Origin of the sequence: Chitinophaga polysaccharea (genome assembly GCF_902150045.1) — a bacterium.
In the GTDB taxonomy this organism is placed as follows: Bacteria; Bacteroidota; Bacteroidia; order Chitinophagales; family Chitinophagaceae; genus Chitinophaga; species Chitinophaga polysaccharea_A.
The window spans coordinates 355,407-378,284 of record NZ_CABFVU010000005.1 but is presented as its reverse complement, the minus strand read 5'-3'; the positions used below and the strand labels follow the sequence as shown (position 1 = coordinate 378,284).

Below are 22,878 nucleotides of genomic sequence, written 5' to 3'. Positions count from 1 at the left end.
TTATTTACTTTTCTTCAATTGCAGTAACCAGTTCTTCCAGTCGCCTGCCACTTTATCCCAGTTAAAAATATCATAATCAATAGTGCCATCCGCTTTTACAGGGAAATAATTATGCTCTGTTCCGGGGTAAACAAGGAAACTGAAATTCTGCTTCTTTTGCCTGATCATTTCCACTCTCAGGTACTCATCAAACGGGGCTACTGCATCTTTAGAACCATAAGACACCAATACAGGGATCTTCAATTTCTCAAGATATTGCAGGGGTGGTATGGAAAACTGATAAGTAGCCTTATGCGTATCGCCATTGCTGGCATCCATCCCGCCGGGATCGTTCACTACCTCCTGCCAGTAATTCATATCTCCGGTGGTTAAATCTGTGGAATCCTTTTCAAGCGCACGGTTCCTTTCAATAATAGTCATGATCCTTCCCATGGGATTGCCACCGGAATAAATTAACGCGCTAACAGCTTTGGTTTCCACTGCCACCTTAGCGGCTATAGTGCTTCCTTCAGAGTGACCTGCTATCACCAGTCCCTCTTCAGATACCCAGCTTTGCTGACGCAAAAAACGAATCACCTCTTTATTTCTTTCCACGTAGTAATCAAGCAGGTTATGCGCCGTATAAAACCGTGGAAAATATCCTGTACTGTCTTTAAATGTAAAATTGTCCGATAATACCTGCCGGTCGGCCTGCAACGGAATACCCGGCTTACCTATAATAGCCAGGTGATATTTTTCTGTTAACAGGTCAGAGTTGAAAACAAAAACATTTCCTACCTCTTTGCGCCCGCCCTCATTATAAAGGATCATAAGTGGAACAGGCAGACTCCCCTGGCAGAAAAGCAATACCGGTTTCCGTTTTCTTTCTTCGCCCTCTTTCGACTTCACCAGCATATTCACCGTATCGCCTTTATACAGGAATTGAAAATGCCGGTATCCATATAGTTTTTCATCCATCGTTTGGGCCTGGAGTACGACGGGAAGAATGATTAAAATCCAGAATAATGATTTCATTGTAAAAAAGAAGGTTATAAGATGCGCTCCCGTTTCTCTGCCGCAATCACCAGCAAAGCTACAATAAGTATCACACTATACTCGCATCCCCCTGTACCATGTTCTCCTACAAACCATCCGAGAGAGGCATGTATTAAAACAATGCCTGCCAACAGCAATATAATAAAGCCTGCGCTGAGCAAACGGGTGTAAATTCCCAGCAGCAACAGTAAACCGCCGACAATTTCATAGGCCGTAATAGCCCATACCCAGGCTACCCCATATGGCAGCCCCTTACTTTCCATAAACGCTCCAAACTGCGGAATAGAGCCATTACAGATGCGCACAATGGCATGCGCCAGGAATATAACGGCCACAGCTATACGTAGTATAAGTAGCGATTGTTTCAGGGAGAGGAAAGGATACTGCATGATACAAATGTAGAAAAGCCGGGTACGGAAACAATACCTGTAAACCGGTATTTCTAAGCGGTAGCCGGCCGTTTACGGATAAAAAGAAAACCCATCAGGCCACCCAGGAAAGCAAGACCGGCAGACAATTGCATGATGCGCCCGTACGCTGTAATAAATCCATCTTTATATACTTTACGGATCATGTTGTGATGCGCACCGTCAATACCCACAGGTATGGAAGCATTGCCCAGGTCCACCGTTTGCGCTACCACCGCCTCCCTTTGCGGACCGTTCAGCGGTAACACACGGATTTCCCGCTGTACTGCCCCGGAGAAAAAAGCACCGCCAGCGCACCAAAAATAGCATTGGCAAAAACACCGGCAATACGCGTCACCGCATTGTTCACACCGGAAGCGGTGCCGGATAGATGATCACTCACAGATCCCATCACCGTAGCGGTTAATGACGCCACGGTGAACGACATACCTAATCCCAAACCCACAATGCCCGGGAAAAATGTAGTCCGGTATTCTCCTGCTCCATACGTTTGCTTTACAAAAGACAGCAGCAGCAAACCAACGCCGGCAATAGTACCGTACACCTGCGGATTGTCAAACCCCAGTGAAGGCATACGCAGGAACCCGAAAGTGAGCAGTGCCAGTCCTGCTACGGTGAGCACCGCCCCCGGGAAATCGAGCCGCTGATCACCTTCTGTTTCCCTGCTCTCATTCACCTTCCAGGCCAGAAATACCAGCGCCGCCACGCCAATAGGCACATTGATAAAAAGATATACCTCCACAGCCCTGCATCTGCCAGGGCGCCAACCAGCACAGGGCCGCCCATAGTAACCAGGGTGGCAACGGCCGACCAGGTACCGATAGCCTTTCCCCTTTCATTTTCATTGATGGAAGAAGTGATCAGCGAAAGGCTTCCCGGGATCATCAGTGCGCCGCCTATCCCCTGCATCATCCGGAAAATAATAAGCATGGTGGCGCTGCCGGCAAAGCCGCAGCCAGTGGAGCCCAGGATGAACACAAAAATACCGGCCATAAAAACCTTTTTACGCCCTAACCTGTCGCCCAGAGAGCCGCCTATCAATATGAGGGAAGCCAGCATCAGCATATAGGCATTCAATACCCAGAACAGTTCTGCCGCCGATGCCTTCAGGCTTTACTGCAGGGCCGGTAACACCACGTTCAATGCTGTACCATCAATAAAAGCCATGGCCGATGCAAGGATAGTGGTTACCATTACCCATTTGCCTGCGGAACTGTGAAGCGCTACGGTTGTCATAATACATTAAGACGGTGAACAATGATTAACGTACAACTGCTCAAAATGTTCCCGCGTTCATTTCCGGACACACTGGTTACACAAGCGGACAACTTACATGATAACAAAAATCATAATCATATCAGTATCAATATCCACTATTACTGGCATATTTTTCATTCTTTAATGATCAATCTCACACAATTCCTGTTATGCTCAAAAGTTATATAAAAATAGCCTGGAGAAATTTGCTCCGCAATAAAGTATATGCAGCTATCAATGTGATTGGTCTTGCTCTCGGCATCAGCGCCTGCCTGGTTATTTTTCTCAGTGTTCATTTTGAGCTGAGCTATGATAACTTTCATCCCGGCAAAGAAAATATTTACCGGGTAGTATCACAGTTTGGTTCGCCGGAACGGGGTATCCATAAAGTATCCGGCGTACCGGACCCTGCCCCGGAAGCTTTATCCAACCGGTTTCCCGGCATTGAAACACTGGCGGCCATTCATCCTGTTTACCCCAAAACATCGGTTACAGCGGGTAATGGTGTAATAAAGAAATTTGACAGCGGCAACAAGCCCGATGTAGTGATTGCTTATCCCGAATACTTCAGCGTGTTCCAATACACCTGGCTGGCCGGCAAACCCGAAGCAGCGCTGCAGGAGCCATTTATGGTGGTGCTCACCGCCAGCAAGGCAGCGAAATATTTCGGCGACCTGCCTGCAGAAAGATACCTGGGAAAAATAGTTACCTATAACGATTCCATCCCGTTAACAGTAGCAGGTATTGTAAAAGACCTTCCACAAAACACGGACCTCATCTTCAACGATTTTATTTCCTTTGCCACCGTAAAGAACAGCCCCTTCAAAAATGAATTCGGGTTTGATCAATGGGGCATGTTCGGAGGTACACAGGCATATGTGAAATTAACCCCCGGTACTGATACCGCGCTGCTCAACAGGCGGCTGGCAGCGTTTGCCGGTGAGCGCGTGCTTACAGAAGCAGGCGAAAGCAAGGCCTTCCGCCTGCAACCATTGTCAGACATACATTTCAACAGCGACTATACAGACGGTTTCGGCCGCCGGGCGCATTTGCCCACTATGTACGGGCTCATGGCTATTGCGTTATTTATACTGGTAATAGCCGCTATCAATTTTATCAACCTCTCCACTGCACAATCTGTAGAGCGCTCTAAAGAAGTAGGGATCAGGAAAGTGCTTGGCAGCAACAAACGAAGCCTGGTAGCATATTTCCTTACAGAAACATTCCTGCTTACCGCATCTGCCGTACTGCTCTCTTTGCTGGCAGCGAAACCTTTACTGCAGGCATTCAGTTCATTTATGCCCAACGGGGTATCGCTGCATTTATTCAGCAGGCCTACCCTCCTGTTCCTCTTACTCATCACCTTGTTCACTACTTTACTGTCCGGCCTTTACCCTGCAAAAATACTGTCCTCTTTTCAACCGGTGCAAAGCCTCAAAGGAAGCACAGGGCTTAAAGGAAACCAACGGGGATATCTTCGTATAGGCCTGGTAGTTTTCCAGTTTACCATCTCCCTGGTATTTATTATAGGTTCCCTGGTGATCAATAACCAGATCAGGTATATGCTGAACAAGGATCTTGGATTTAAGAAAGATGCGATCATCACCTTTGATACCAACCGCGCATATGCCTCAACCCTTCCGCGTGTACTGGCAGATAAGATCCGGCAGCTGCCGCAGGTGGAAATGGTAAGCCTGAGCCAGGGGCCTCCTTCCGATAAAAACCATTGGGGCACCTTCCTGAAATACACGGACAAAACCGAACTGCGGGCAGATTGCCACCTGGAATTCGGCGATGAAAACTATGTACCGCTATACCAGTTAAAACTGGTAGCTGGCCGGAACCTGCGTACTACCGATACCATCAGTGAAGTGCTGATCAATGAAACCTGCGCCAAAGCATTGGGATTTAAAACCCCTGCAGATGCAGTAGGCAAATTTGTGGAATCCGGTATGAGCGATGGCCCTTCACGGAAAATCATACCTGTTGCAGGCGTGGTAGCCGATTTCCATGCACTTGCGCTCCGCGAACAGATCAAACCGGTTTTTATCGCATCCTCTCAGGAGATTTGCCGCTTTGTAAATGTAAAGCTCTCGCTCGCAGGCTATAGCGGTGAACAGCTGCAACGCACTATCAGCGATATAAGAAATGCATATGCCGCTATCTATCCCAATGAAAAATTCGACTATCATTTTTTTGACGATACTATCAGCAAATTTTACGAACAGGAGCGGCAAATGGAACAACTGATGAACACCGGTATGACCATCGCTATCGTTATTTCCTGTCTTGGTTTATTCGGACTGGCCGCTTTTACAGCACGCCAGCGCACCAAGGAAATCGGTATCCGCAAAGTGCTGGGCGCCAGCGTAAGCAATATTGCCGCCATGCTGAGCACCGATTTCCTGCGCTATGTTTTCATTGCAGCTGTGCTGGCCTCTCCCATTGCCTGGTACGCCATGCACAGGTGGCTGCAGGGATTTGCCTACAGTGCGCCTGTCTCCTGGTGGATGTTTGTACTGGCCGGCACCATCGCCATGCTGATTGCACTGATTACGGTGAGCTTTCAATCCGCAAAAGCAGCACTGGCCAACCCGGTGAAAAGCCTGAAAGCAGAATAATCATATTATCTTTTCATGATCTTTTTAAAACAGGAAGCCGGTTGATAACAACTGGCTTTCGTTATCAATAAAACTGATAGGAAAACCATCTTTATTTATCTTCATTATGCGATCTTTGTGCGCATGTCGGGCACAAGATGAAAAAGACGATCTTATCAGTATTAATTTACTGTGGCTTAGTAGGTATACCCCGGGACGATCTGAGAGCACAGACTTCCGATGACAATACGCGGTTGTTCCGCTTTTACGAAGACAATGACTTCATTAACCTGAACGGTAATGGAACGGACCAGGCATATACGAACGGTACCCGCTTCGATTTGTTCTATACCCGTAGCCAGCCACCACGCGGCTTCGACCGCTGGATGCCCAAAGCCGGCAAGGAAAGCATTAATACCTATGGCTGGGGATTCATGCAGGTGATGTTCACCCCCAAAGACCTGCGGCGGGTACAGCCGGTACCCGGCGATTTCTCCTATGCAGGCGGATTGTTCCTCACACATACTATTCACTCCACCAACCCGGTACATAAATACAACCTGCAAACAGAGTGGTTCGCCGGTGTAATGGGTCCCTGGGCGTTGGCAAAAGAAACCCAGACCCTCGCCCACCGGATCCTTGGCTATGAACGCCCCAGGGGATGGCGCAACCAGATCGGGAATAAATTACTGCTCAACCTTAACTTTACTGCGGAAAAACAGGTGGCAGCCATAAAAAAAATAGCAGAGATAACAGCAGGAGGCCAGGTATATGCCGGTACCATGCTGAACGGGTTCTCACTATACTCGCTGATCAGGATAGGCAAAATGACCCCTTACTACAACGGGTATATTCCCCAGTACGCCACCTCTAAGCGCTGGCAATTGTATGGCACCATCCGGCCTAATGTGGAACTGGTGTTTACCAATGCCCTTGTAAAAGGAGTGGCGCCGCAGAAAGATGAACAGCAGCCCGCAAAAGCAGGTCAGCCTACATTTGCGGATAACAGGCTGCTGGCCGGGATCGACTGTGGCCTCGTGGTCGTATACGGGAAAGTAGGATTCTCGCTTACGCAAAGGACCATGTCGCCCGTAATAAATGGCGTATCACATCACGAAGTGGGTAATATTTCTTTCTGTCTTACATGGTGAGCGGGCGCGGACTGCTAAACAAAAAAGGGCATGAAGCTATTGGATGAAAAACAGGGTAACACGGGTACAGCTGTTCATTACAGACCCCTGTAATACTTACTTCACGCTGAAAAGCATATTTGCAGGAAGGGGGAAATCGTCCCGCCCCTCTGTTTTAAGATAAACCGGCTGAAGATCATCTCCTCCTTTTTTATGAAGATAGCTGATCCGCAGCGGATAAAATCCTTTCTCCAGGGGTACCATAAAACTCTCTCCTTCACCTGTTTTGAAATGAGCACCAAGAATTAACCTGTTATTTAAATACACTTTGGTATGCTCATTACCGGTTCCCATTTCAAAAATATAATAACCCGGTTCACTGATCTGAATATATCCTTCATTTACCAATGCATAATTATCTTTCTTTGAAACTTTATTAAGATTAAAATCTGCCGTAGCAATACCTGTTTCAACTAGTTTTAACTTCCCTGCATCCGGGATAGTATCCCAGTTGCCTTCATAATATTTATAACGCAACCCGCCAGGCCTGGCTCCTGCCGGCATTCTAACAGCCGTAAAAACTTCTCCCATTTGAAAAAAAGCACTCGCCGATCTGTTGTATTCCTTTCGTTTACCAAGGGACGCAACGATCACTTTTGAATCCCCGTTGATGGTAATGGCCGTTTCTTCTCCTGTTATCCGGGGAGAAGAAATACCGGGCGCTGTGCCATCAGTGGTGTAATGGAGATATGCATCTGCCGCCAGGTTATAGCATATTAATTTAAAAGGCTTATTACTTAGTACGATGCCTTTATCCGGCTTAATAACAATTTTCCGGGATGTAGGATAACCTCCTGTGGAGGCATAGAACCCACCATAAGAAAATTTCATTCCCTCCCAGAATCCTTTAAAATTTGTTGAATAATGGGTTTCATTGCTATACTGCACACATTTCCAGTCGAGGCCTGCAGGCGCTTTTGCTTTGAGAATGGAGTCCATCCCTGCCACACCCATGAACTGAAAAGCGGCGCCTTCACGCCCTGCAATAAAAAGCGTGTTATCCAGTGTATCCCGGCGGGCAAACCTTTCAGCCGCCAGTTTATGCAGGTAAAAATCATCCCACCACAAACTCGGATCAATTGCTATATAGGAAGTAAACAAACCAGGAGCTGTTAAAAATGTATACATCACAAAAAGGCCTCCCATGGATCCCCCGTACAATGTATGCCCGCCCGGTTTTGCATGATACCGCTTACTGATATAAGGCATCAGCTCATCCCGGAAAAACTGCAGGAACCTGACCGCCTCCCCGGAATTGGCGCCCGTTTTTGTAGGTGCAAGATCCCTCTCCCGCATATTCACCCCATTCAGTATAAAGTCCGGAATGCCCACCAGGATCATGTTCTTCGGAATAAATCCTTCCCATTGCAACATGTTCCATTCTTCCTTCAAAAAATCCGGGATATCTCCCAGGCAATATATTACTTCGTATTCGCCGGGGGAAGCCGGGTTATAATTTTTCGGGAACACCACATTTATGGGTCTTGTTTCTTTTAGTACAGTAGAAAAAAGGGAATCCTTTACCGGGGAAATATCCTGTGATCTGGCAGTAATGTGAACCAGAAGGAGGAGTACAATAGTAAATACTTTCATTAATAAATGTTATACTATAGAAAAAGCGATTTCAGTTGATGGCGCGTCTGATGAATGCCTGAATTAAAGTTATAGAATTATTGCAGGATTCTTTAACGATCATCCACTTCCTCCGTCCGTCAATAAAATTTGTCTTTTTGTAAAGTATACTTTACTTTTATATTCAAAAAGCACCTTTCCATGTTTACCGCCACCAAATACATCGGTATAGCGCTGGTACTTGCCGGCATCCCTGTTTTGTGGATGAACCAGGCGCAAACCGGGGCCGAACTACCCTTGATCACCGGGTTGTTTCTTATATTTTTTTCCCGTGAGAAAACAGAAGATGAAAGATCGCAAAGTATCCGCGCCAATGCGCTCATGATCAGCTTTGCACTGGGTTATATCATTGAGGTGACCACCACCTATCTTCATAATAAAGGAATGCTCACCTTCCAGCTGTCTACACCCCGCTACTTTATAATGCTGGTGCTCATCCTGGGCATCCTGATATTTTATACGAAGTTGTTTTTTACCGGGAGCCACAGTAAATAACCTGTATGAAAAACACGATTAAAGTAGAACGGGCCAAACAAAATATTACGCAGGCAGAACTGGCAGAAAAGGCAAAGGTATCAAGACAAACCATCAATGCCATAGAGCTGGGCAAATTCATTCCCTCTACCCTGCTGGCGCTGAAAATAGCCCGGATTTTCGGCGCCACGGTGGAACAGCTGTTTGAGCTGGAACCGGGGGATGAATAAGCTTAATACATTAACCTTCCTTAACATTAATGCAAGGCTTGTTAACCTGCTTTTGCAGAACGTGGACCTACTTTCGGTTACAAAGTAAATGTCCGCTATGCAAAAAATCTACCTGTGGCTGCTTACCTGCTGCTTATCCTTTGCCGCCAATGCACAAAAAAATGGCGTGATCAAAGGAACCCTGTCTGATACCAGTGCCGGTCGACCAGTGGCAGCAGCCACCATTACCCTGTTACTGCAAAAAGATTCCTCGCTGGTATCCTTTACCATGACCAACGAAAAAGGATACTTTGAGATCACCGGCATCCCCGCCGGGGAATACCGGCTCCTCATCACGCATGTAAAATATCATTCCCTGCAGCGCCGCGTTAGCATTAACGCGGCCTCTCCTGTAGCCAGTTTCCCTTCCATGGTCATGAACGACCTGCGTATTAATCTTGATGAAGTGGAGATCACCGGCGAAGCGCCGCCGGTAACGCTCGTTGGCGACACGGTGCAGTATAATGCCGGATCGTTCAAAACACCGCCCAACTCCAGCGTGGAACAGCTGCTGAAAAAACTGCCGGGTGTACAGGTGGCGAAAGACGGCACCGTAAAAGCACAGGGGCAAAAAGTAAACCGTGTACTGGTAGATGGTAAAGAGTTTTTTGGTAAAGATCCTAAAATGGCCACCAAAAATCTTCCTGCTGATGCGGTGGACAAAGTGCAGGTATACGACCGGCTGAGCGATGCTGCACAGCTCACCGGGTTCGACGATGGTAACAGCGAAAAAACCATCAACCTGAAACTAAAACAGGACAAAAAGAGAGGCATGTTCGGAAAAGCCATGGCCGGCGCAGGTACTAGCAACAGGTACGAAGGACGCTTCAATATCAACTCTTTCAAAGGCGCCAGGCAACTCTCCCTTATCGGTATGGCCAACAATACCAATGCGGAAGGGTTTTCCTTTATGGATATGATGAGCTTCAGCGGGGAGCTGAACCGCATGCGGCAAAGCGGCAGCGGTAATGCCAGCTTCAGCGTGAGCAGCGACGATGCTGCCGCCACATTCATGAGCAATGGCAGCGGCAATGGTATTAATACTGTATGGGGCGGTGGGCTCAACTATAATAACATCATCGGGAAAAAAACAGAATTCACCAGCAGCTATTTCTACAACCATTACAACCCTCAGCAGGAAAGCGATATGCGGCGGCAATATTTCCTGCCCGACTCCTCCTACTTCTATAACCAGCATGCTACCAGCAATAACCTGAACAATACACACCGCCTCAACCTGGGCGCCGATATCCGGATCGACTCCCTGCACTCTGTTAAAATTTCCTCTTCTTTCGGGTACCAGGAAAACCGCAACAAAAACAGCAGCACCTATGAAACCCTTTCGGAAGATCAGCAACCGGCCAACCAGGGCTTCAGCAACAACTACTCCACCGGCCATGGCAGTAACCTGCGCAATGATATTCTGTTCCGTAAAAAATTCCAGCGCAAAGGCAGAACCTTTTCACTGGCCCTGCAAAACAGTGCCAATAACAGCGAAAGCAACGGCAGCCTCCTGTCGGTGAACCACTTCTATAACCGCGCTGCATCACAGCCGGCCTACGACTCCATCCATCAGCGGAACACCATATCCGGTAATATGAACAGCTATACGGCGCGCGCCGTATATACGGAACCGTTATTCAAGCACTCCCTCATGGAATTCAGTATCGGTAACAGCTATACGAAAACTACCTCCGATAAAACCACCTGGGACTACAACAACAGTAACGGCAAATTTGATCAGCTGAATCCCGGGCTCACAAACAATTTCGAAAACACCTATAGCTATACCAACGCCGGTATACGCCTGCGTACCAAACAAAAAAAATTCAGCCTGGCTGCCGGCGTTAACTGGCAGGGCGCCTCCCTGGAAGGAACTATCATTGCAGGAAAAAAAGATTCCGTGATCCGGCAGACATTTTATAACCTGCTGCCATCGCTGCGTTTTCAGTACGACTTTACCCGTTACCGCAATCTCAGCATCAACTACGCCGCCATTACCAATCAGCCGGACATGGCCCAGTTACAGCCCGTACCGGATATCAGCGATCCGCTCAATATCCGCGAAGGTAATCCCGACCTGAAGCCGGAGCTGACCCATGCGGTACAACTGAACTTCATGTCGGTAAACCCGTTCAGGAATAAAAACCTGTTTGCATTCTTTAATATCCAGGAAACGCAAAATAAAATTGTAAACGATGATGTAGTAGACAGCGCAGGTATTAAACGCAGCCGGCCGGTGAATGTGAATGGGGTGTTTAATGTGTCCGGCAGTATCAACCTCGGACTGCCGTTACGCATACTGAAAGGCACCGTTAATTTCAGCAGCAATGTAGGCTATAGCAAAACCAAACAGTTTATCAACAAGGCATCCAACGGCATCAGTACCGTTTCGCTGGGGCCTGCCATGCGCTTTGACCTGGACCCTGCCGATAAGCTGGACCTTTCTTTCAGCGCGGGTGTCAATTATTACAAAACAACCTATTCCCTGCAGCCTGCGCTGAACAGCGGTTACTTCATGCAACAATATGAAGGGGAAGTGAACTGGCAGCTGCCGGCTGATTTTTATATCAGCACTAGCCTGAATTATACGGTGAACAGTAACCGTACAGATGGCTTCAATGCAAAAGTGCCGCTGTGGAATGCATCCGTAAGCCGGCAATTCCTGCGCTTTAACCGGGGAGAGCTAAAGCTGAGCGCGTTTGATATCCTCAATGAAAATGTGGGCATCAGCCGCAGTACCAACCAGAATTATATTGAAGATTCCCGCATCAGGAACCTGCAACGTTTCTTCCTGTTAAGCTTTACTTATAGTCTCAGTAAAAACGGCCTTTCCAATGCCGCTATGCCAGGTATCAGGATGATAAGGCGTTAGAAGAGTGATGTAAAAAAGGGCCGGAATGTCCCGGCCCTTTGCTTATTTACTGCTTTACTGCGCAATCCTCGTAGCCCGCATCATACCGCGCCCGTTGCGCTGCATCTCCGCCATCAGTTTTTCTCTTTCCTTATTAAACTGCTCTTCAGTTACTTTCTTCCCTTTGGAAGGTTCCCTGATGGCCGCAAGATCTGCTACAGGAGAAACTTCCAGCGCCTGGTAAACGGTAGCGCCATTATTGATATCGATGGCCAGGATAAGACCGGGAAGCTGTCCCTGGAAATCCGGGCCGGCCGGAACGGGGATAGCCAATGTAAACCAGGCAGTGATGTTGGCAGTGTCTGCCACTTCCTTACTTTTCACTTGCCCGTTTTCCACGGTGTTCATCAAGCGTTTGCCAATACGCTGTGTAACCGCCTGCTGGCAGGGATAATTAAGGATGGTACGGGTTTCGCCGGTCATTTTCCAGTTGAGCCGGTGAATGCTGTCTGTAATGATATAGTTCTTCGCGGCAAACTCGCGTTGTTCCACTACGCGGTTGTTTGAAAAGCTGGTGTAACTCACATCATTATTACCCATCACCATCATGCGTATGTGCATACCGCCTTCGTCTGCAATTTCTTCCGGGGCTTCTTCTACCGCACGGCGCAGCGATTGCCCATTGCCGAACAATAGTTCCAGCTTTTCTTTCCGGGAATGCGGCAGCAGGTTATCCATTTCTCCTTCCGCACTTGTACCGGCCTCTATTCCCATCATACGCATCTGCATTTGTACAGTGCGTTCATAAAGCACGCGCCCCTGTTGCTGCTGACCATTGGCGGTTAACAGGCATCCGCCGGCTGCCAGCGTAAAAATTATTTTCTTCATGTTACATACTTTTAAGAAAATAAAGCTATTCCCTTCCCGCTGGAACAGAGGTTAACATGACTTGATTTAATGTTAATTTAGGTTAATGTTTGTGGGTTCAGGAAGCGGGAAGTGATACATTTGCCGTAGTATTGTTATTTCTTACCATTCAATCAATTTAGTGCGATATAAACTTTCCATACCGGCCACTGTTTTCCTGATTGCGCTGACCATCCTGCTGATCACCGCTTTCCAGGCCTACTGGCTGAGCAATAATTACCGGGAAGAAAAAAGACTGTTCACCGTACGCACCAATATACTTTTCAGGGAAACCATTTTCCGCCTGCAGGCGGTGAAGCTGAACCTGGATTCCAATATCAGCCTGCGGATACAGGACCGCGCGGGCATGACCGGCATTTCCAATGTACTGCAGGAAAGGGTAAGGGATTCCTTTGTACCCGCCCATGCCATTTCCGGCGTAAAACGGACCATGATTGTTTCATTAAACAGGACAGCCGGAACGGTAAACGATACCTCCGTGAATGTACAATACAGTGCTACCCGGGCTCTTCCTGCAGTTCCCGCCGCCGGCGTGTTCCAGTTCCTGGCCGGGGTAGATTCCCTCCGGGATTCAATTACCGTAAAAGAAGTGGTAGACCGGTATCAACAGGCGCTTAACCGTGAAAACATCACCGTTCCTTTTGTAGTGAGTGCCACCCCATTTGATACCTCCCAGATGTATCACACCTTCCCGGATGATATAGACGATAACACCGTTACCATTGGTTTTACCAAACCAATGAACTACTCAGTAAAGTTTGAGAACAATACCTGGTACCTGCTGAGGCGGATCAGCCAACCAATACTGGTGTCTTTCTTCCTCCTGGCTGTCACCATCTTTTCCTTCCTCCTGCTATACCGCAACCTGAAACAGCAACAGCGACTGGCCCAACTGAAAAATGATTTTATCAGTAACATGACGCATGAGCTGAAAACGCCCATCGCTACGGTGAGTGTAGCCATTGAAGCACTAAGGAATTTTGACGCGCTGGAAGACCTGCAAACAACGCTCGAATACCTGGATATATCAGCGAATGAAATGAACCGGCTGGCTTTACTGGTAGATAAAGTACTGAAGCTGTCGATGTTCGAAAACAGGGAAATACCTTTGAACAAAGAACCTTTCGACCTTACCGACCTGGCCCGCAGTGTGATGATATCCATGAAGCTGCAGTTCGAAAAACAACGCGCCGTTACTACGTTAAAAAGAACCGGCCATAATTTTACCATTACTGCCGACAAGCTGCATATGACCAGCGTACTGTATAACCTGCTGGACAATGCGTTAAAGTACAGTATCCAGGACCCAAATATCCTCATCCACATCATTGATCACAAACAATACCTGGAACTACGTGTAACCGACAACGGTGTAGGCATTGCCCGTGAATACAAACACCGGATCTTTGAAAAATTTTTCCGCGTGCCGAGCGGCAACCATCATAATATAAAAGGATATGGCCTTGGACTGAGCTATGTATCACATATTGTACAATCACATATGGGATTTATTGAAGTGGAAAGTGAACTGAATAAAGGCAGTACCTTTTCCATCAAACTGCCTTTCGTGGAAGCGCCGGTGATCCATTATGATAAGAACCGCCGGGTTATAAAGCTTAAAACAGGGTGAGATGAACATTAAAATTCTATATATCGAAGATGAATTGTCGCTTGGTAAAATAGTGAAGGAGAGTTTGCAACGACGCGGCTATGAAGTGATACTGGAAAGCGATGGCGCCAACGTCATGCAATTGTTCCAGCAGGTAAACCCTGCTGTATGCGTACTGGATATTATGCTCCCGAATAAAGACGGGTTTGAAATTGCCACGGAAATACGCGCCATTGATCAGGAAGTACCCATCCTGTTCCTCACCGCCAAAACGCAAACCAACGATCTTGTAAAAGGCTTTACACTGGGTGGCAACGATTATATCCGCAAGCCTTTCAGTATGGAAGAGCTGATTGTGCGCATCGAAAACGTGTTGCGCAAATCAGATAAAGCACCCTCTCCTTCTGCCAATCATATTAAGATCGGTAAGTTCCGTTTTTATGCCAACCGCCAGGTGCTGGCCAATGATACGGAAGAGAAAAAACTATCTTACAGGGAAAGCGAACTACTCAAACTACTATACGAAAACCGAAACGGTATCATAGACCGAAAAAACATCCTTGACCTGCTCTGGGGACACGATTCCTTTTTCAACAGCCGCAACCTGGATGTATACATCACCCGGCTGCGGGTACACCTGAAGGAAGACGACAACCTGCAGATCCTGACTATTAAGGGTGTAGGATACCGCTTTGTGCTGGGCTAACATCTCTGGCCTGTACCGCCGGTGTCAGGCATAAGAAACCTGCCGGTGTAAATGCCGGCAGGTTGCGCTTTATCAGTTGATCTTATGAATACTGAGGTTATCGTAATAAATGTAACCTACGGTAGGTGATTCCCAGTACGACTGGCTGCCACCGCGGAAGGTGTGGAAGGTCACACCCCTGATCAGGCGCTTGCTGTCGTTGGTCGTCCACCGGATATCCCTGTCCAGCAACACGGTGCCGTTGATCACTATCTGAACATGACCATTGGTATTGCTGCCGGTATTGCTTTTTATATACAGGTGTACATGATAGGTAGTGCCTTTCTGTATGCTGCCGCTGGCCGGGTAAGTAAGACCGAAATCATCGCCATACTGGCCGGGCTGGTCCCTGTAGTACAGGTAAGGCTGAAAGTACACCCTGTTGGCATCGTTGCGGTACCACATTAAGCGTAAGGTGCCACCGTTACCATCCCAGGCGGGGTCCCCACCGGTGTTGCCATCGCCAATGGAAAAACCGAAGCCCACTTTACCGCCACGGCTCCAGTCGAACTGGCTGTGGAAACGGATATCATAATCCATTTCATAGGCCGTGCCATCGGCCACATCGATATTGGCCACTACCCCACCGGCAGCAGAGAGGGCGTTCGGGTCCAGCTGGATACGGAGGTTGCCGTTGGAAATATACCCCCGGTTATTGTTCCAGCCGGTTACATTACCAAAATCATTGGCCGCATTAGTGGAAGTGTAGGTAGTGCCATTGGCGTAATTGTCCCAGTTAACAGACCATGTGCTGTTAATGGCACTGATGCCCGCTACGGCGCCGGCAGACAGATTGCCCGGCAGGCCGGAAGAAGTCAGCTCCTTTTTACAGGCATTGAAGCTGATGCCTAAAAGCAGCAGTCCTGCTGCCGCAACATTGCGTGAGAAAACAGTGGAATTCATGAACGTTTAATTGTGGGTGAGAAAATAGGTTTTATCATCAGGAGGGTTATTGGACAACGATCTTTTTCACGAGCCGTTTATTGTCGTGCATCACTTCCAGGATATACGTGCCGCCGGCGATGCTCCCGGTATTTACAGTAAAGTTCTTTGCATTGGGTTGCTGTACTATCACCGGTTGCATACCCGCGTTCACCAGGGTGGCCCTCACCGGCGCCTTTGGGTTATAATGCTGCAGGGTAACGGTGAAAGTGCTGCCCGCCGCGATGGGATTGGGATATACGTTGATGGCAGCAGTGGCCGTTTCTTCCGGTATGGCGCCATGCGTGCCTGCTATGGCGGCGGTGGTATTGCTGATGGCTGCCAGTCCGCTCACCACTCCATAATTGAACGATTCCCATGCGCCGATGGCTGTTCTCCAGGAGCTCATCGCCTGGGTTCCATTTTCAGAGCAGATATAACCGCCGTTATTGCATAAAAATGAAACGGTGCCATTACTGTTGCTGATCCAGGTGAATTTTTCCCAGTCTTGTATACTGCTGCGGTTGCAGGTAATGGGCTGCGCCCCGTTTTCAGACGATACATATTTACCCTGGCTGCGTAAGGCTATTTTGCCTCCGCCGGCATCTACTACGGTGAATTGTTCCCATCCCTGCGCGCTGGCGCGGTTGCAGTTCATAGCCTGGGTACCGTTCTCACCGCTTACATACAGGTTGTTGTTGCCACGCAGCCAGATGGTTTGACCCACAGGGGCATTACCGCCGGGATTATTGGTGCGTGTAAGCACTACCTCATGGATGGCCGACAATAACGAATTGGCCCCGGTAGCGTCCTGCGACAGCTCCCATATCATTACGCCGCTGCCCTGGTCGAAGGCCAGGTTGGTTTTTTGTTTGATAGTAGTAATACCATTGTAGCCTACATTATCAAATACATCTGCATAAGGGTTTGCGCCCCGGGCCAGCAGCTGTGCATAGGACTCCCAGGTAGGCCGGCCATAAAACGGTACGCCGAGCACTGTTTTGGAAGCCGGCAATCCGCGGCCGCGCCAGTAGCTGACCGACTGGGCGGCATAATTATAAGTGGAGTGATCGAAGTTATTATAATCGTACGCCATGAGGTTGTAGAAATCCACCAGTGCAAATGCACTGCTGAGGATACTGGCGCCGCCGGTACCTACAATGGCACCGGTAAGCAGCTTACCCCTGTTATGCATTTCGGTGCTGAGCTGCGTCATCAGCGTAATATAATTATTGGCCGATGCGCCCGGGTCCGGGTATTCCCAGTCAATATCCACCCCGTCGAGCCCATACTGGTTAACGAAGTTGATCATATTAGTGACGAAGTTATTCCGGTAGGTGCTGTTGGCCGCCAGCGATTCAAAACCACTGTCGTCGCCATTGTTCCAGCCCCCTACAGAGATCAGCACCTTTACATTATTGGCATGCGCCGTGCTTACAAGGCTCTGCAGCTTCGCCGGGTTGTCGATCGCCTGCAGGCCGCCGGTACTGGTAGGCAGCAGGAATGCGTAATTGATATGGGTAAGTTTACTGTACTGCACCTGGTTTACATTACCTGCCCAGGATGGCATGTACCCGATAACGCGGAAAGGGGCTTGGCCAAAAGTGTTAAAAGTACAGATCAGAAGGAAGGCTAACAGTGTTAAAAATGCTTTCATACGGGTAGTTTTTTTGGTTGAAAAGAAATGTGGGTGTCGACTTCTCAAATGTAGCAGTTAGCGCTAAAGAACCTGTATTCCGCACTACGGCATTACTACGTCATGCGGATTTTTTTTGTGTTTAGATGATTACCGCAGTTACCAAACCGGCAACCGGGCCGGCCATTGCACTTGGGCCGCCGCTCAGAGGCGGGCCATGGACCGCTGTTTACGACCCCGCATGGGCAAGGGGGCATCGGCGGGTCATATTTGTAAAGGATGGCGTGGCACGCATCCCCGGCAGGTTTGCCATTGATTTTGTAAAACTTGACAGCACCGGCAAATTCGCCCGCGGCAATGAAGACACCATCACTAACTGGCACGGCTATGGCGCCACCGTACTGGCTGTGGCAGATGGTATTGTGAGCACGGTAAGAACTGATTTCCCTGAAAGCAGTGCTATATCCCATCACCCCGGCTATGCTACCCACCTGGCTACCGGCAACTACATTTCCCTGAAAATAGCAGAAAACACCTACGTATTTTACGAGCATCTGCAGCCGGGAAGCATAGTGGTAAAAGCAGGTCAACGGGTAAAAAAGGGAACCTCCATTGCGCAGCTGGGCTTCACCGGGCAATCCACCGGGCCACACCTTCACCTGCATGTAGCTTCTGCTGATGCACCGCTTGGTGCAGAAGGACTTCCCTTTGTATTTGAGCAATTTACAGTATCAGGTGCTATCCCCGACTTTAACGAATTTGGTAAACAACCGTATAGGCAGCTTTCTCAACCCATGCGCGCGGAGTTTCCGTCGTCTAACAGTGTGATCAGCTTTCCCTGATCACCATAGGGTATTCAGTGTTAACAATCTAATGCACTTTATCTCCCGGATAAAAACAAACAGGACTGGCTGCAATAGCCAGTCCTGTTTGCTGATACAAATATAGTATACCCGCTCCCGTTAGTGCATAGGCGTACTGCTCAGGTCTTTATTGAGCACTTCAGCCAGTTCGGGGTGCTCTTTCTTTTCACGGGAAAGCACCTTGTAAATAATTACAATGCTGAGTAATATAAATACTGCACCGATCAGGAAATGTACACCAGGCAAGTGGAACGGGGCTTTCGCAGAAGTAAAATAGGCAAAGGCGCCGTTCATGATCAGCGGGCCAATAATGGTGGTAAGACTCATCAGGCTGGTAAGTGCTCCCTGCAGCTCTCCCTGCTGGTTAGCAGGCACATGACCGGATATCACCGATTGTAAAGAAGGCCCGCAGATCCCGCCCAGGCAATAAGGGATCAGGAACACGAACATCATCCAGCCCTGTGTGGCAAAGCCAAACAATACCAGTCCCAGCGTGTAAAGCGATAAGCCGAGGTAAATACTTTTTTCGTTACCTATCTTCGGGTTAATTACCCTGGTTAATCCCGCCTGTACCGCCCCTACCAGCACGCCTACCACAGCCAGGGAAATACCAACCATTTTTTCACTCCAGTGAAAATTATAAATGGTAAAGAAATTCCAGTTGCTTTGCACGGCCTGTGCACCCAGGTAGATCAGGAAAAATCCGAATGCCAGTCCCCCTATTTCCGGGTGTTGTGTCAGAAATTTCAGTGACCCGAAAGGGTTAGCCCGTTTCCAGTCGAACGGACGGCGGTTGTCCTTACCCAGCGATTCCGGCAGGAAAAAGTATCCCCAGATACAGTTTACCAGGCACAATATGGCGGCAGCATAAAAAGGCGCCCTGATGCCCCAGTTGGCCAGCAATGCGCCCAGCGCGGGGCCCAGCACAAATCCCAGCCCGAATGCAGCGCCTATCAATCCAAAATTTTTCGCCCTGGATGTTTCATCAGTACTTACATCCGCAATATAGGCAGTGGCTGTAGTGAAGCTGGCTCCGGTGATACCGGCAATAATACGTCCGGCAAACAACCAGCCATAGGCCGGCGCCAGCGCAAGAATAATATAATCGATCCCGAAACCCAGCAGGGAAAGCAATAAAACAGGACGGCGTCCATACTTATCACTGAGGTTTCCGATCACAGGGGAAAATACAAACTGGGTGATCGCAAAAACGGACAACAGCAGCGCTCCATAAGTGCTGGCCTCATTAACGGGGATATGTTTTAACTGTGCAATAAGATCCGCCATCACGGGGATGATCAATCCCCATCCCATTACATCAATGAGCAACGTAACGAAAATAAAACTGATAGCGGCCTTTCTGGATGTGTGCATATAGATAGATGGTTTTGTATATCGATGGATCTGGCGGATGTTTTTTCTTCCCGCAACCAATTTCCTTCATTCGGGCTTCAAATATATATCCCGCAGATGCGCTACAGAAAGCCTTTCCGGCCAGGATCATTTTTTTACCGGTAAAACCAAATCTTTTACCGGTAAAAATTGACCAGCCACAAAGATATTTACTTCACTACCAATAAAAAGGGTAAAACGAGACAATATCAGGGGAGTTTGCGACATAACTAAAAAGCCCTGCAGCTATTGCTGCAGGGCAGGTTTTACGCAGGAAATTAAATGTTACCACGTTAATTGCAGCAATGATACTCCCTGTCCGGGAAGATCTGTATTTAATACAATTTCGCCGTTACGGGGAAGCACCCACTCCGGTGAACTGATGGCTTCCAGTTGTCCCGCGCGTTCCAGCTGCACTGTTTGTATAGCATCAGGATGTTGCGGTGATCCCATCTTCTTCCACACTTCATAAGCGTTACTATGGGTTGCATCTATCCGGTAATGCTTCAGTAAAACGTGTGTGGAAGGCAGCCCTTTTACTTTTATTTTTACGGGAGATGATTGTGCGGGAATGATATTATCGTCATGATAGTTCCACACCATTACGCTGGTACTGTGCTCATCGCCGGCAGCCAATGCGTTCACATCCCTTTTGGCTCCCCTTACGCTGCTGTCGAGGATCTGCCGGTAGTTGTAGTTCGTTTGCCCGCTCACTTCCAGGCGGTTGCCCTGCATCAGGCCAAACATGCGGAATACATTCAACACAGGCTTATCCACGCCGTTGGTGGCCAGGTCACGGAAGCCGGCAAACCAGGGCTGGTCTTCAAACTCAAAGGCCCAGGTCACCGCGCCTGCCAGGTTAATGCCACGGGCCGCTGCCAGGTCATATTTCCGGGCAAAAGAAGCCGCCGTGTAGCTGGAATACATAGTGCCGTTACGGTAAGCGTTGGATGGGTGAAATGCTTCCGAGCATGCGGCGCATCCTTCGGGATCTGATTCACCGATAATAACAGGCAGCTTTTTCAGCGATGGATAACCGGCTATTATTTCAAAGCCTTTATCAATATCACGCAGCTGTGCGGCCATATTCATCTGTACATGCCCATCTGTTACCTTGGGCGCGCCCTTGGCGTGAAAAGTGATCACATCCAGCGGTGCGCCTGTTTTTCCCGTGGCGTAGTTCTTTCCGCTCACCACATGATCCAGGAAAGTTTTAAGGAACTTCGCAGCCACATCCCAATTGGGGCCTGTCACTTCCGGTCCGCCGATCCTGGCAGTAGGCAATGCCCGTTTCACAGCATCGGCAGTGTAATCATACAGCTTGATATACTCTTCTGTAGTGCCTTTCCAGTAACCGATATTAGGCTCGTTCCACAACTCCCAGTACCAGCTTTCCACTTCCGCTTTTCCATAACGTGCTACGGAATGCTTTACCCATTCATATACCAGTGCGGCAAATTTCTTATAATCTTTCGGAGGATAGGCCCACCCGGTAAATATATCGTTATACTGCTTATCCGGTTGCCAGTGATGCCGGTAAGGCGATGGTTTTACCGACAGCGCTTCCGGCATAAAACCCACCTGTGCAACGGGCTTCATGCCCCGCTCTATAAAGGTGTCGAATATCCTGTCTATAATGGTCCAGTTATATACCGGGTTGCCGCTGGCATCTTCGGTATATGCATTGGTAGATCCCCATTTCAATGCAGCGGTACCATCGCCGGTTACCAGTAAGCTATGTACGCGCACATATACCGGCACTTTACTTAACGCGGCAATTTCCGTGAGCAATTTCTTCCCGTCTTTCATATAGGTGTAGTTAGGCTCATCATAGCCAAACCAGGCCCATATTGGTTTTAACGGCCCTTTACTTTTGCGGGTATCTACGCTCATCAACAGGGTATCCTGCTGCGCATTTCCCGGCAGGGCCGGTAACAGCAACAGGAGGATAAAAAACGGTAACAGGTGCTTCTGCATGATCATTTATTGCTGGTGATATAAAAACTACGGTAAACGGGTACCGCCGTGTTAATACTGTCTCTTATACCATATTGCCACGCGCCGATGGTTACCTTCACGGGCAACCTGCTGCGGGGCGGTAATGGCGTTATGTAAACGCGGTTATCCAGGATACGGGCCGGTCCTTCCATTACAAAAAACTGTACGGGTAAACCTGCATCAGACTCCGCTTTCAAAGCAATCCCTTTTTGATGATACCGGGTATCCGGCAATGCATCGAAGCGGATATGCTGCGCACGGCCACCGGTAAGTATAGCCGGCACTGTCATCTTCGCCTGTTGCACAGAGGGCTTAAACACGCTATCACCGGGATGTTCCGCCGCCAGCCATATGTCATAGCGGCCGGTGTCAGGAAGCATTCCCGGGCGGAACTGTAGCCTGAACCGGTGGGCGCCGGGCATGCGGTACTGCACTGCTTTACCAATGAAAAAAGGCAATGTAGGCAGCCTTTTCAGTGGTGGAGGCAAAATGCCCTTCAGCAGGACAAGCCAGCATGCTCAATGGCAAACGGGGATGCGCTTCTCTCTCCTTTAAGCCTTCATTGCTCCAGGTATCTGCTGCTTCATATTCTCCCATCGTTTCCAGACAAGGTACAAAATCAATGTTACGGTTACCCCATATATCCGGCGCAAAGGTGGCATCACGGAAATAAGGCCACTGCCCGCTTACCGAGATAGCTGCCAATGTGCGCTCCGGCTTCCATGCGGCAAAATAGTAAGGCCAGCTGGCGGCGGCGGAATGCCCAAGCGGCACCACCGGCGCAGTTACCAGCTCCCTGTAACCGGAACCCTCTGCAAGACGCAGCAGCATGGAATCAAATATTTCACCTGCGCCTTCATTAAAACGGAAAAGATGATCAAACGGTGGTGATACCCATATCTCTGCAAAATCCAATGCCGATAATTCTCCCGGAAAACAGGATCTTCCAGGATAGCAATTTCCTCCATATTATGCTGCGCTACCACTACCCCTTTTACCTGTTTACACGCAGGAGGGATCCATAGCCAGGCACGTGGATTATTTTTTC

Annotated in this window: 22 protein-coding genes; 8 read left to right on the top strand and 14 right to left on the bottom strand. The window is 48.6% G+C overall.

What is annotated here, in order from left to right; translation table 11 throughout:
- Genes FN124_RS29600 through FN124_RS31595 form a run of 6 tightly spaced genes read right to left on the bottom strand, consistent with a single transcriptional unit; the run spans position 1 to position 2,699 of the window.
- The gene (locus FN124_RS29600; protein ID WP_142688408.1) at positions 1-1,014 is read right to left on the bottom strand and encodes a dienelactone hydrolase family protein; all 1,014 of its coding nucleotides are present in this window, start codon (positions 1,012-1,014) and stop codon (positions 1-3) included.
- Between the two features lie 14 nt (positions 1,015-1,028).
- Entirely contained in the window at positions 1,029-1,424 is a 396-nt protein-coding gene (locus FN124_RS29595; protein ID WP_142688407.1) for a DoxX family protein, read from the bottom strand.
- A gap of 53 nt (positions 1,425-1,477) precedes the next feature.
- Complete coding sequence (locus FN124_RS31610) at positions 1,478-1,711, bottom strand: hypothetical protein (protein WP_260607617.1); 234 nt, start codon at positions 1,709-1,711, stop codon at positions 1,478-1,480.
- A complete protein-coding gene (locus tag FN124_RS31605; RefSeq protein WP_260607616.1) occupies positions 1,699-2,205 on the bottom strand; it encodes an MFS transporter in 507 nt (168 codons plus the stop codon). The genes FN124_RS31610 and FN124_RS31605 overlap by 13 nt, the downstream gene beginning before the upstream one ends.
- On the bottom strand, positions 2,136-2,540 hold the full coding sequence (locus tag FN124_RS31600) for an MFS transporter (protein ID WP_260607615.1): 405 nt from the start codon (positions 2,538-2,540) through the stop codon (positions 2,136-2,138). Before FN124_RS31600 ends, FN124_RS31605 begins: the two co-directional genes overlap by 70 nt.
- 36 nt (positions 2,541-2,576) lie before the next feature.
- Positions 2,577-2,699: a hypothetical protein gene (locus tag FN124_RS31595; protein WP_260607614.1), complete on the bottom strand. Its 123-nt coding sequence runs from the start codon at positions 2,697-2,699 to the stop codon at positions 2,577-2,579.
- Positions 2,700-2,890: 191 nt separating this feature from the next.
- Here FN124_RS31595 and FN124_RS29585 point away from each other — a divergent pair, with 191 nt between their 5' ends.
- Both FN124_RS29585 and FN124_RS29580 read left to right on the top strand, forming a co-directional pair.
- Positions 2,891-5,341: an ABC transporter permease gene (locus FN124_RS29585; RefSeq protein ID WP_142688406.1), complete on the top strand. Its 2,451-nt coding sequence runs from the start codon at positions 2,891-2,893 to the stop codon at positions 5,339-5,341.
- 137 nt (positions 5,342-5,478) lie between these two features.
- On the top strand, positions 5,479-6,471 hold the full coding sequence (locus FN124_RS29580; RefSeq protein WP_142688405.1) for a lipid A deacylase LpxR family protein: 993 nt from the start codon (positions 5,479-5,481) through the stop codon (positions 6,469-6,471).
- A 96-nt stretch (positions 6,472-6,567) separates the two neighbouring features.
- Here the strand turns inward: FN124_RS29580 and FN124_RS29575 are convergent, their stop codons facing one another.
- On the bottom strand, positions 6,568-8,103 hold the full coding sequence (locus tag FN124_RS29575; protein ID WP_142688404.1) for an alpha/beta hydrolase-fold protein: 1,536 nt from the start codon (positions 8,101-8,103) through the stop codon (positions 6,568-6,570).
- Positions 8,104-8,283: 180 nt separating this feature from the next.
- Between FN124_RS29575 and FN124_RS29570 the strand changes: the two genes are divergently transcribed.
- The 3 genes from FN124_RS29570 (at position 8,284) to FN124_RS29560 (ending at position 11,760) form a co-directional block, all read left to right on the top strand.
- Entirely contained in the window at positions 8,284-8,637 is a 354-nt protein-coding gene (locus FN124_RS29570) for a hypothetical protein (protein WP_142688403.1), read from the top strand.
- Between the two features lie 5 nt (positions 8,638-8,642).
- On the top strand, positions 8,643-8,846 hold the full coding sequence (locus tag FN124_RS29565; RefSeq protein ID WP_142688402.1) for a helix-turn-helix transcriptional regulator: 204 nt from the start codon (positions 8,643-8,645) through the stop codon (positions 8,844-8,846).
- A 97-nt stretch (positions 8,847-8,943) separates the two neighbouring features.
- On the top strand, positions 8,944-11,760 hold the full coding sequence (locus FN124_RS29560; protein ID WP_185937454.1) for an outer membrane beta-barrel family protein: 2,817 nt from the start codon (positions 8,944-8,946) through the stop codon (positions 11,758-11,760).
- Between the two features lie 54 nt (positions 11,761-11,814).
- Here FN124_RS29560 and FN124_RS29555 read toward each other — a convergent pair whose 3' ends face one another.
- Positions 11,815-12,627: a GLPGLI family protein gene (locus FN124_RS29555; protein ID WP_142688400.1), complete on the bottom strand. Its 813-nt coding sequence runs from the start codon at positions 12,625-12,627 to the stop codon at positions 11,815-11,817.
- A 160-nt stretch (positions 12,628-12,787) separates the two neighbouring features.
- Between FN124_RS29555 and FN124_RS29550 the strand changes: the two genes are divergently transcribed.
- Positions 12,788-14,296 (top strand): sensor histidine kinase, encoded by a 1,509-nt coding sequence (locus tag FN124_RS29550; protein WP_142688399.1) that lies wholly within the window; start codon positions 12,788-12,790, stop codon positions 14,294-14,296.
- 1 nt (position 14,297) lies between these two features.
- Positions 14,298-14,981, top strand: a complete 684-nt coding sequence (locus tag FN124_RS29545; RefSeq protein ID WP_142688398.1) for a response regulator transcription factor — start codon at positions 14,298-14,300, stop codon at positions 14,979-14,981.
- A 72-nt stretch (positions 14,982-15,053) separates the two neighbouring features.
- Here FN124_RS29545 and FN124_RS29540 read toward each other — a convergent pair whose 3' ends face one another.
- Both FN124_RS29540 and FN124_RS29535 read right to left on the bottom strand, forming a co-directional pair.
- Positions 15,054-15,923: a polysaccharide lyase gene (locus tag FN124_RS29540; RefSeq protein WP_142688397.1), complete on the bottom strand. Its 870-nt coding sequence runs from the start codon at positions 15,921-15,923 to the stop codon at positions 15,054-15,056.
- A 46-nt stretch (positions 15,924-15,969) separates the two neighbouring features.
- Complete coding sequence (locus FN124_RS29535) at positions 15,970-17,598, bottom strand: glycosyl hydrolase family 18 protein (RefSeq protein WP_142688396.1); 1,629 nt, start codon at positions 17,596-17,598, stop codon at positions 15,970-15,972.
- 125 nt (positions 17,599-17,723) lie between these two features.
- Between FN124_RS29535 and FN124_RS29530 the strand changes: the two genes are divergently transcribed.
- Positions 17,724-18,419 carry a M23 family metallopeptidase gene (locus FN124_RS29530; protein ID WP_142688395.1) on the top strand — a complete coding sequence of 232 codons (696 nt, stop codon included), beginning with the start codon at positions 17,724-17,726 and terminating at the stop codon, positions 18,417-18,419.
- A 120-nt stretch (positions 18,420-18,539) separates the two neighbouring features.
- Here FN124_RS29530 and FN124_RS29525 read toward each other — a convergent pair whose 3' ends face one another.
- From FN124_RS29525 to FN124_RS31280, 4 genes are all read right to left on the bottom strand, one after another.
- Positions 18,540-19,814 (bottom strand): TCR/Tet family MFS transporter, encoded by a 1,275-nt coding sequence (locus FN124_RS29525; protein ID WP_142688394.1) that lies wholly within the window; start codon positions 19,812-19,814, stop codon positions 18,540-18,542.
- A 303-nt stretch (positions 19,815-20,117) separates the two neighbouring features.
- Positions 20,118-21,809 carry a GH39 family glycosyl hydrolase gene (locus tag FN124_RS29520; RefSeq protein WP_142688393.1) on the bottom strand — a complete coding sequence of 564 codons (1,692 nt, stop codon included), beginning with the start codon at positions 21,807-21,809 and terminating at the stop codon, positions 20,118-20,120.
- A 2-nt stretch (positions 21,810-21,811) separates the two neighbouring features.
- Entirely contained in the window at positions 21,812-22,288 is a 477-nt protein-coding gene (locus FN124_RS31285; RefSeq protein ID WP_221887960.1) for a hypothetical protein, read from the bottom strand.
- On the bottom strand, positions 22,269-22,745 hold the full coding sequence (locus FN124_RS31280; RefSeq protein WP_221887959.1) for a hypothetical protein: 477 nt from the start codon (positions 22,743-22,745) through the stop codon (positions 22,269-22,271). The genes FN124_RS31285 and FN124_RS31280 overlap by 20 nt, the downstream gene beginning before the upstream one ends.
- Positions 22,746-22,878 lie beyond the last annotated feature (133 nt).

Coding starts and splice junctions, on each gene's coding strand:
- FN124_RS29600 (WP_142688408.1), bottom strand. CDS start 1,014: ATGAAATCATTATTCTGGATTTTAATCATTCTTCCCGTCGTACTCCAG.
- FN124_RS29595 (WP_142688407.1), bottom strand. CDS start 1,424: ATGCAGTATCCTTTCCTCTCCCTGAAACAATCGCTACTTATACTACGT.
- FN124_RS31595 (WP_260607614.1), bottom strand. CDS start 2,699: ATGACAACCGTAGCGCTTCACAGTTCCGCAGGCAAATGGGTAATGGTA.
- FN124_RS29585 (WP_142688406.1), top strand. CDS start 2,891: ATGCTCAAAAGTTATATAAAAATAGCCTGGAGAAATTTGCTCCGCAAT.
- FN124_RS29580 (WP_142688405.1), top strand. CDS start 5,479: ATGAAAAAGACGATCTTATCAGTATTAATTTACTGTGGCTTAGTAGGT.
- FN124_RS29575 (WP_142688404.1), bottom strand. CDS start 8,103: ATGAAAGTATTTACTATTGTACTCCTCCTTCTGGTTCACATTACTGCC.
- FN124_RS29570 (WP_142688403.1), top strand. CDS start 8,284: ATGTTTACCGCCACCAAATACATCGGTATAGCGCTGGTACTTGCCGGC.
- FN124_RS29565 (WP_142688402.1), top strand. CDS start 8,643: ATGAAAAACACGATTAAAGTAGAACGGGCCAAACAAAATATTACGCAG.
- FN124_RS29560 (WP_185937454.1), top strand. CDS start 8,944: ATGCAAAAAATCTACCTGTGGCTGCTTACCTGCTGCTTATCCTTTGCC.
- FN124_RS29555 (WP_142688400.1), bottom strand. CDS start 12,627: ATGAAGAAAATAATTTTTACGCTGGCAGCCGGCGGATGCCTGTTAACC.
- FN124_RS29545 (WP_142688398.1), top strand. CDS start 14,298: ATGAACATTAAAATTCTATATATCGAAGATGAATTGTCGCTTGGTAAA.
- FN124_RS29540 (WP_142688397.1), bottom strand. CDS start 15,923: ATGAATTCCACTGTTTTCTCACGCAATGTTGCGGCAGCAGGACTGCTG.
- FN124_RS29535 (WP_142688396.1), bottom strand. CDS start 17,598: ATGAAAGCATTTTTAACACTGTTAGCCTTCCTTCTGATCTGTACTTTT.
- FN124_RS29530 (WP_142688395.1), top strand. CDS start 17,724: ATGATTACCGCAGTTACCAAACCGGCAACCGGGCCGGCCATTGCACTT.
- FN124_RS29525 (WP_142688394.1), bottom strand. CDS start 19,814: ATGCACACATCCAGAAAGGCCGCTATCAGTTTTATTTTCGTTACGTTG.
- FN124_RS29520 (WP_142688393.1), bottom strand. CDS start 21,809: ATGCAGAAGCACCTGTTACCGTTTTTTATCCTCCTGTTGCTGTTACCG.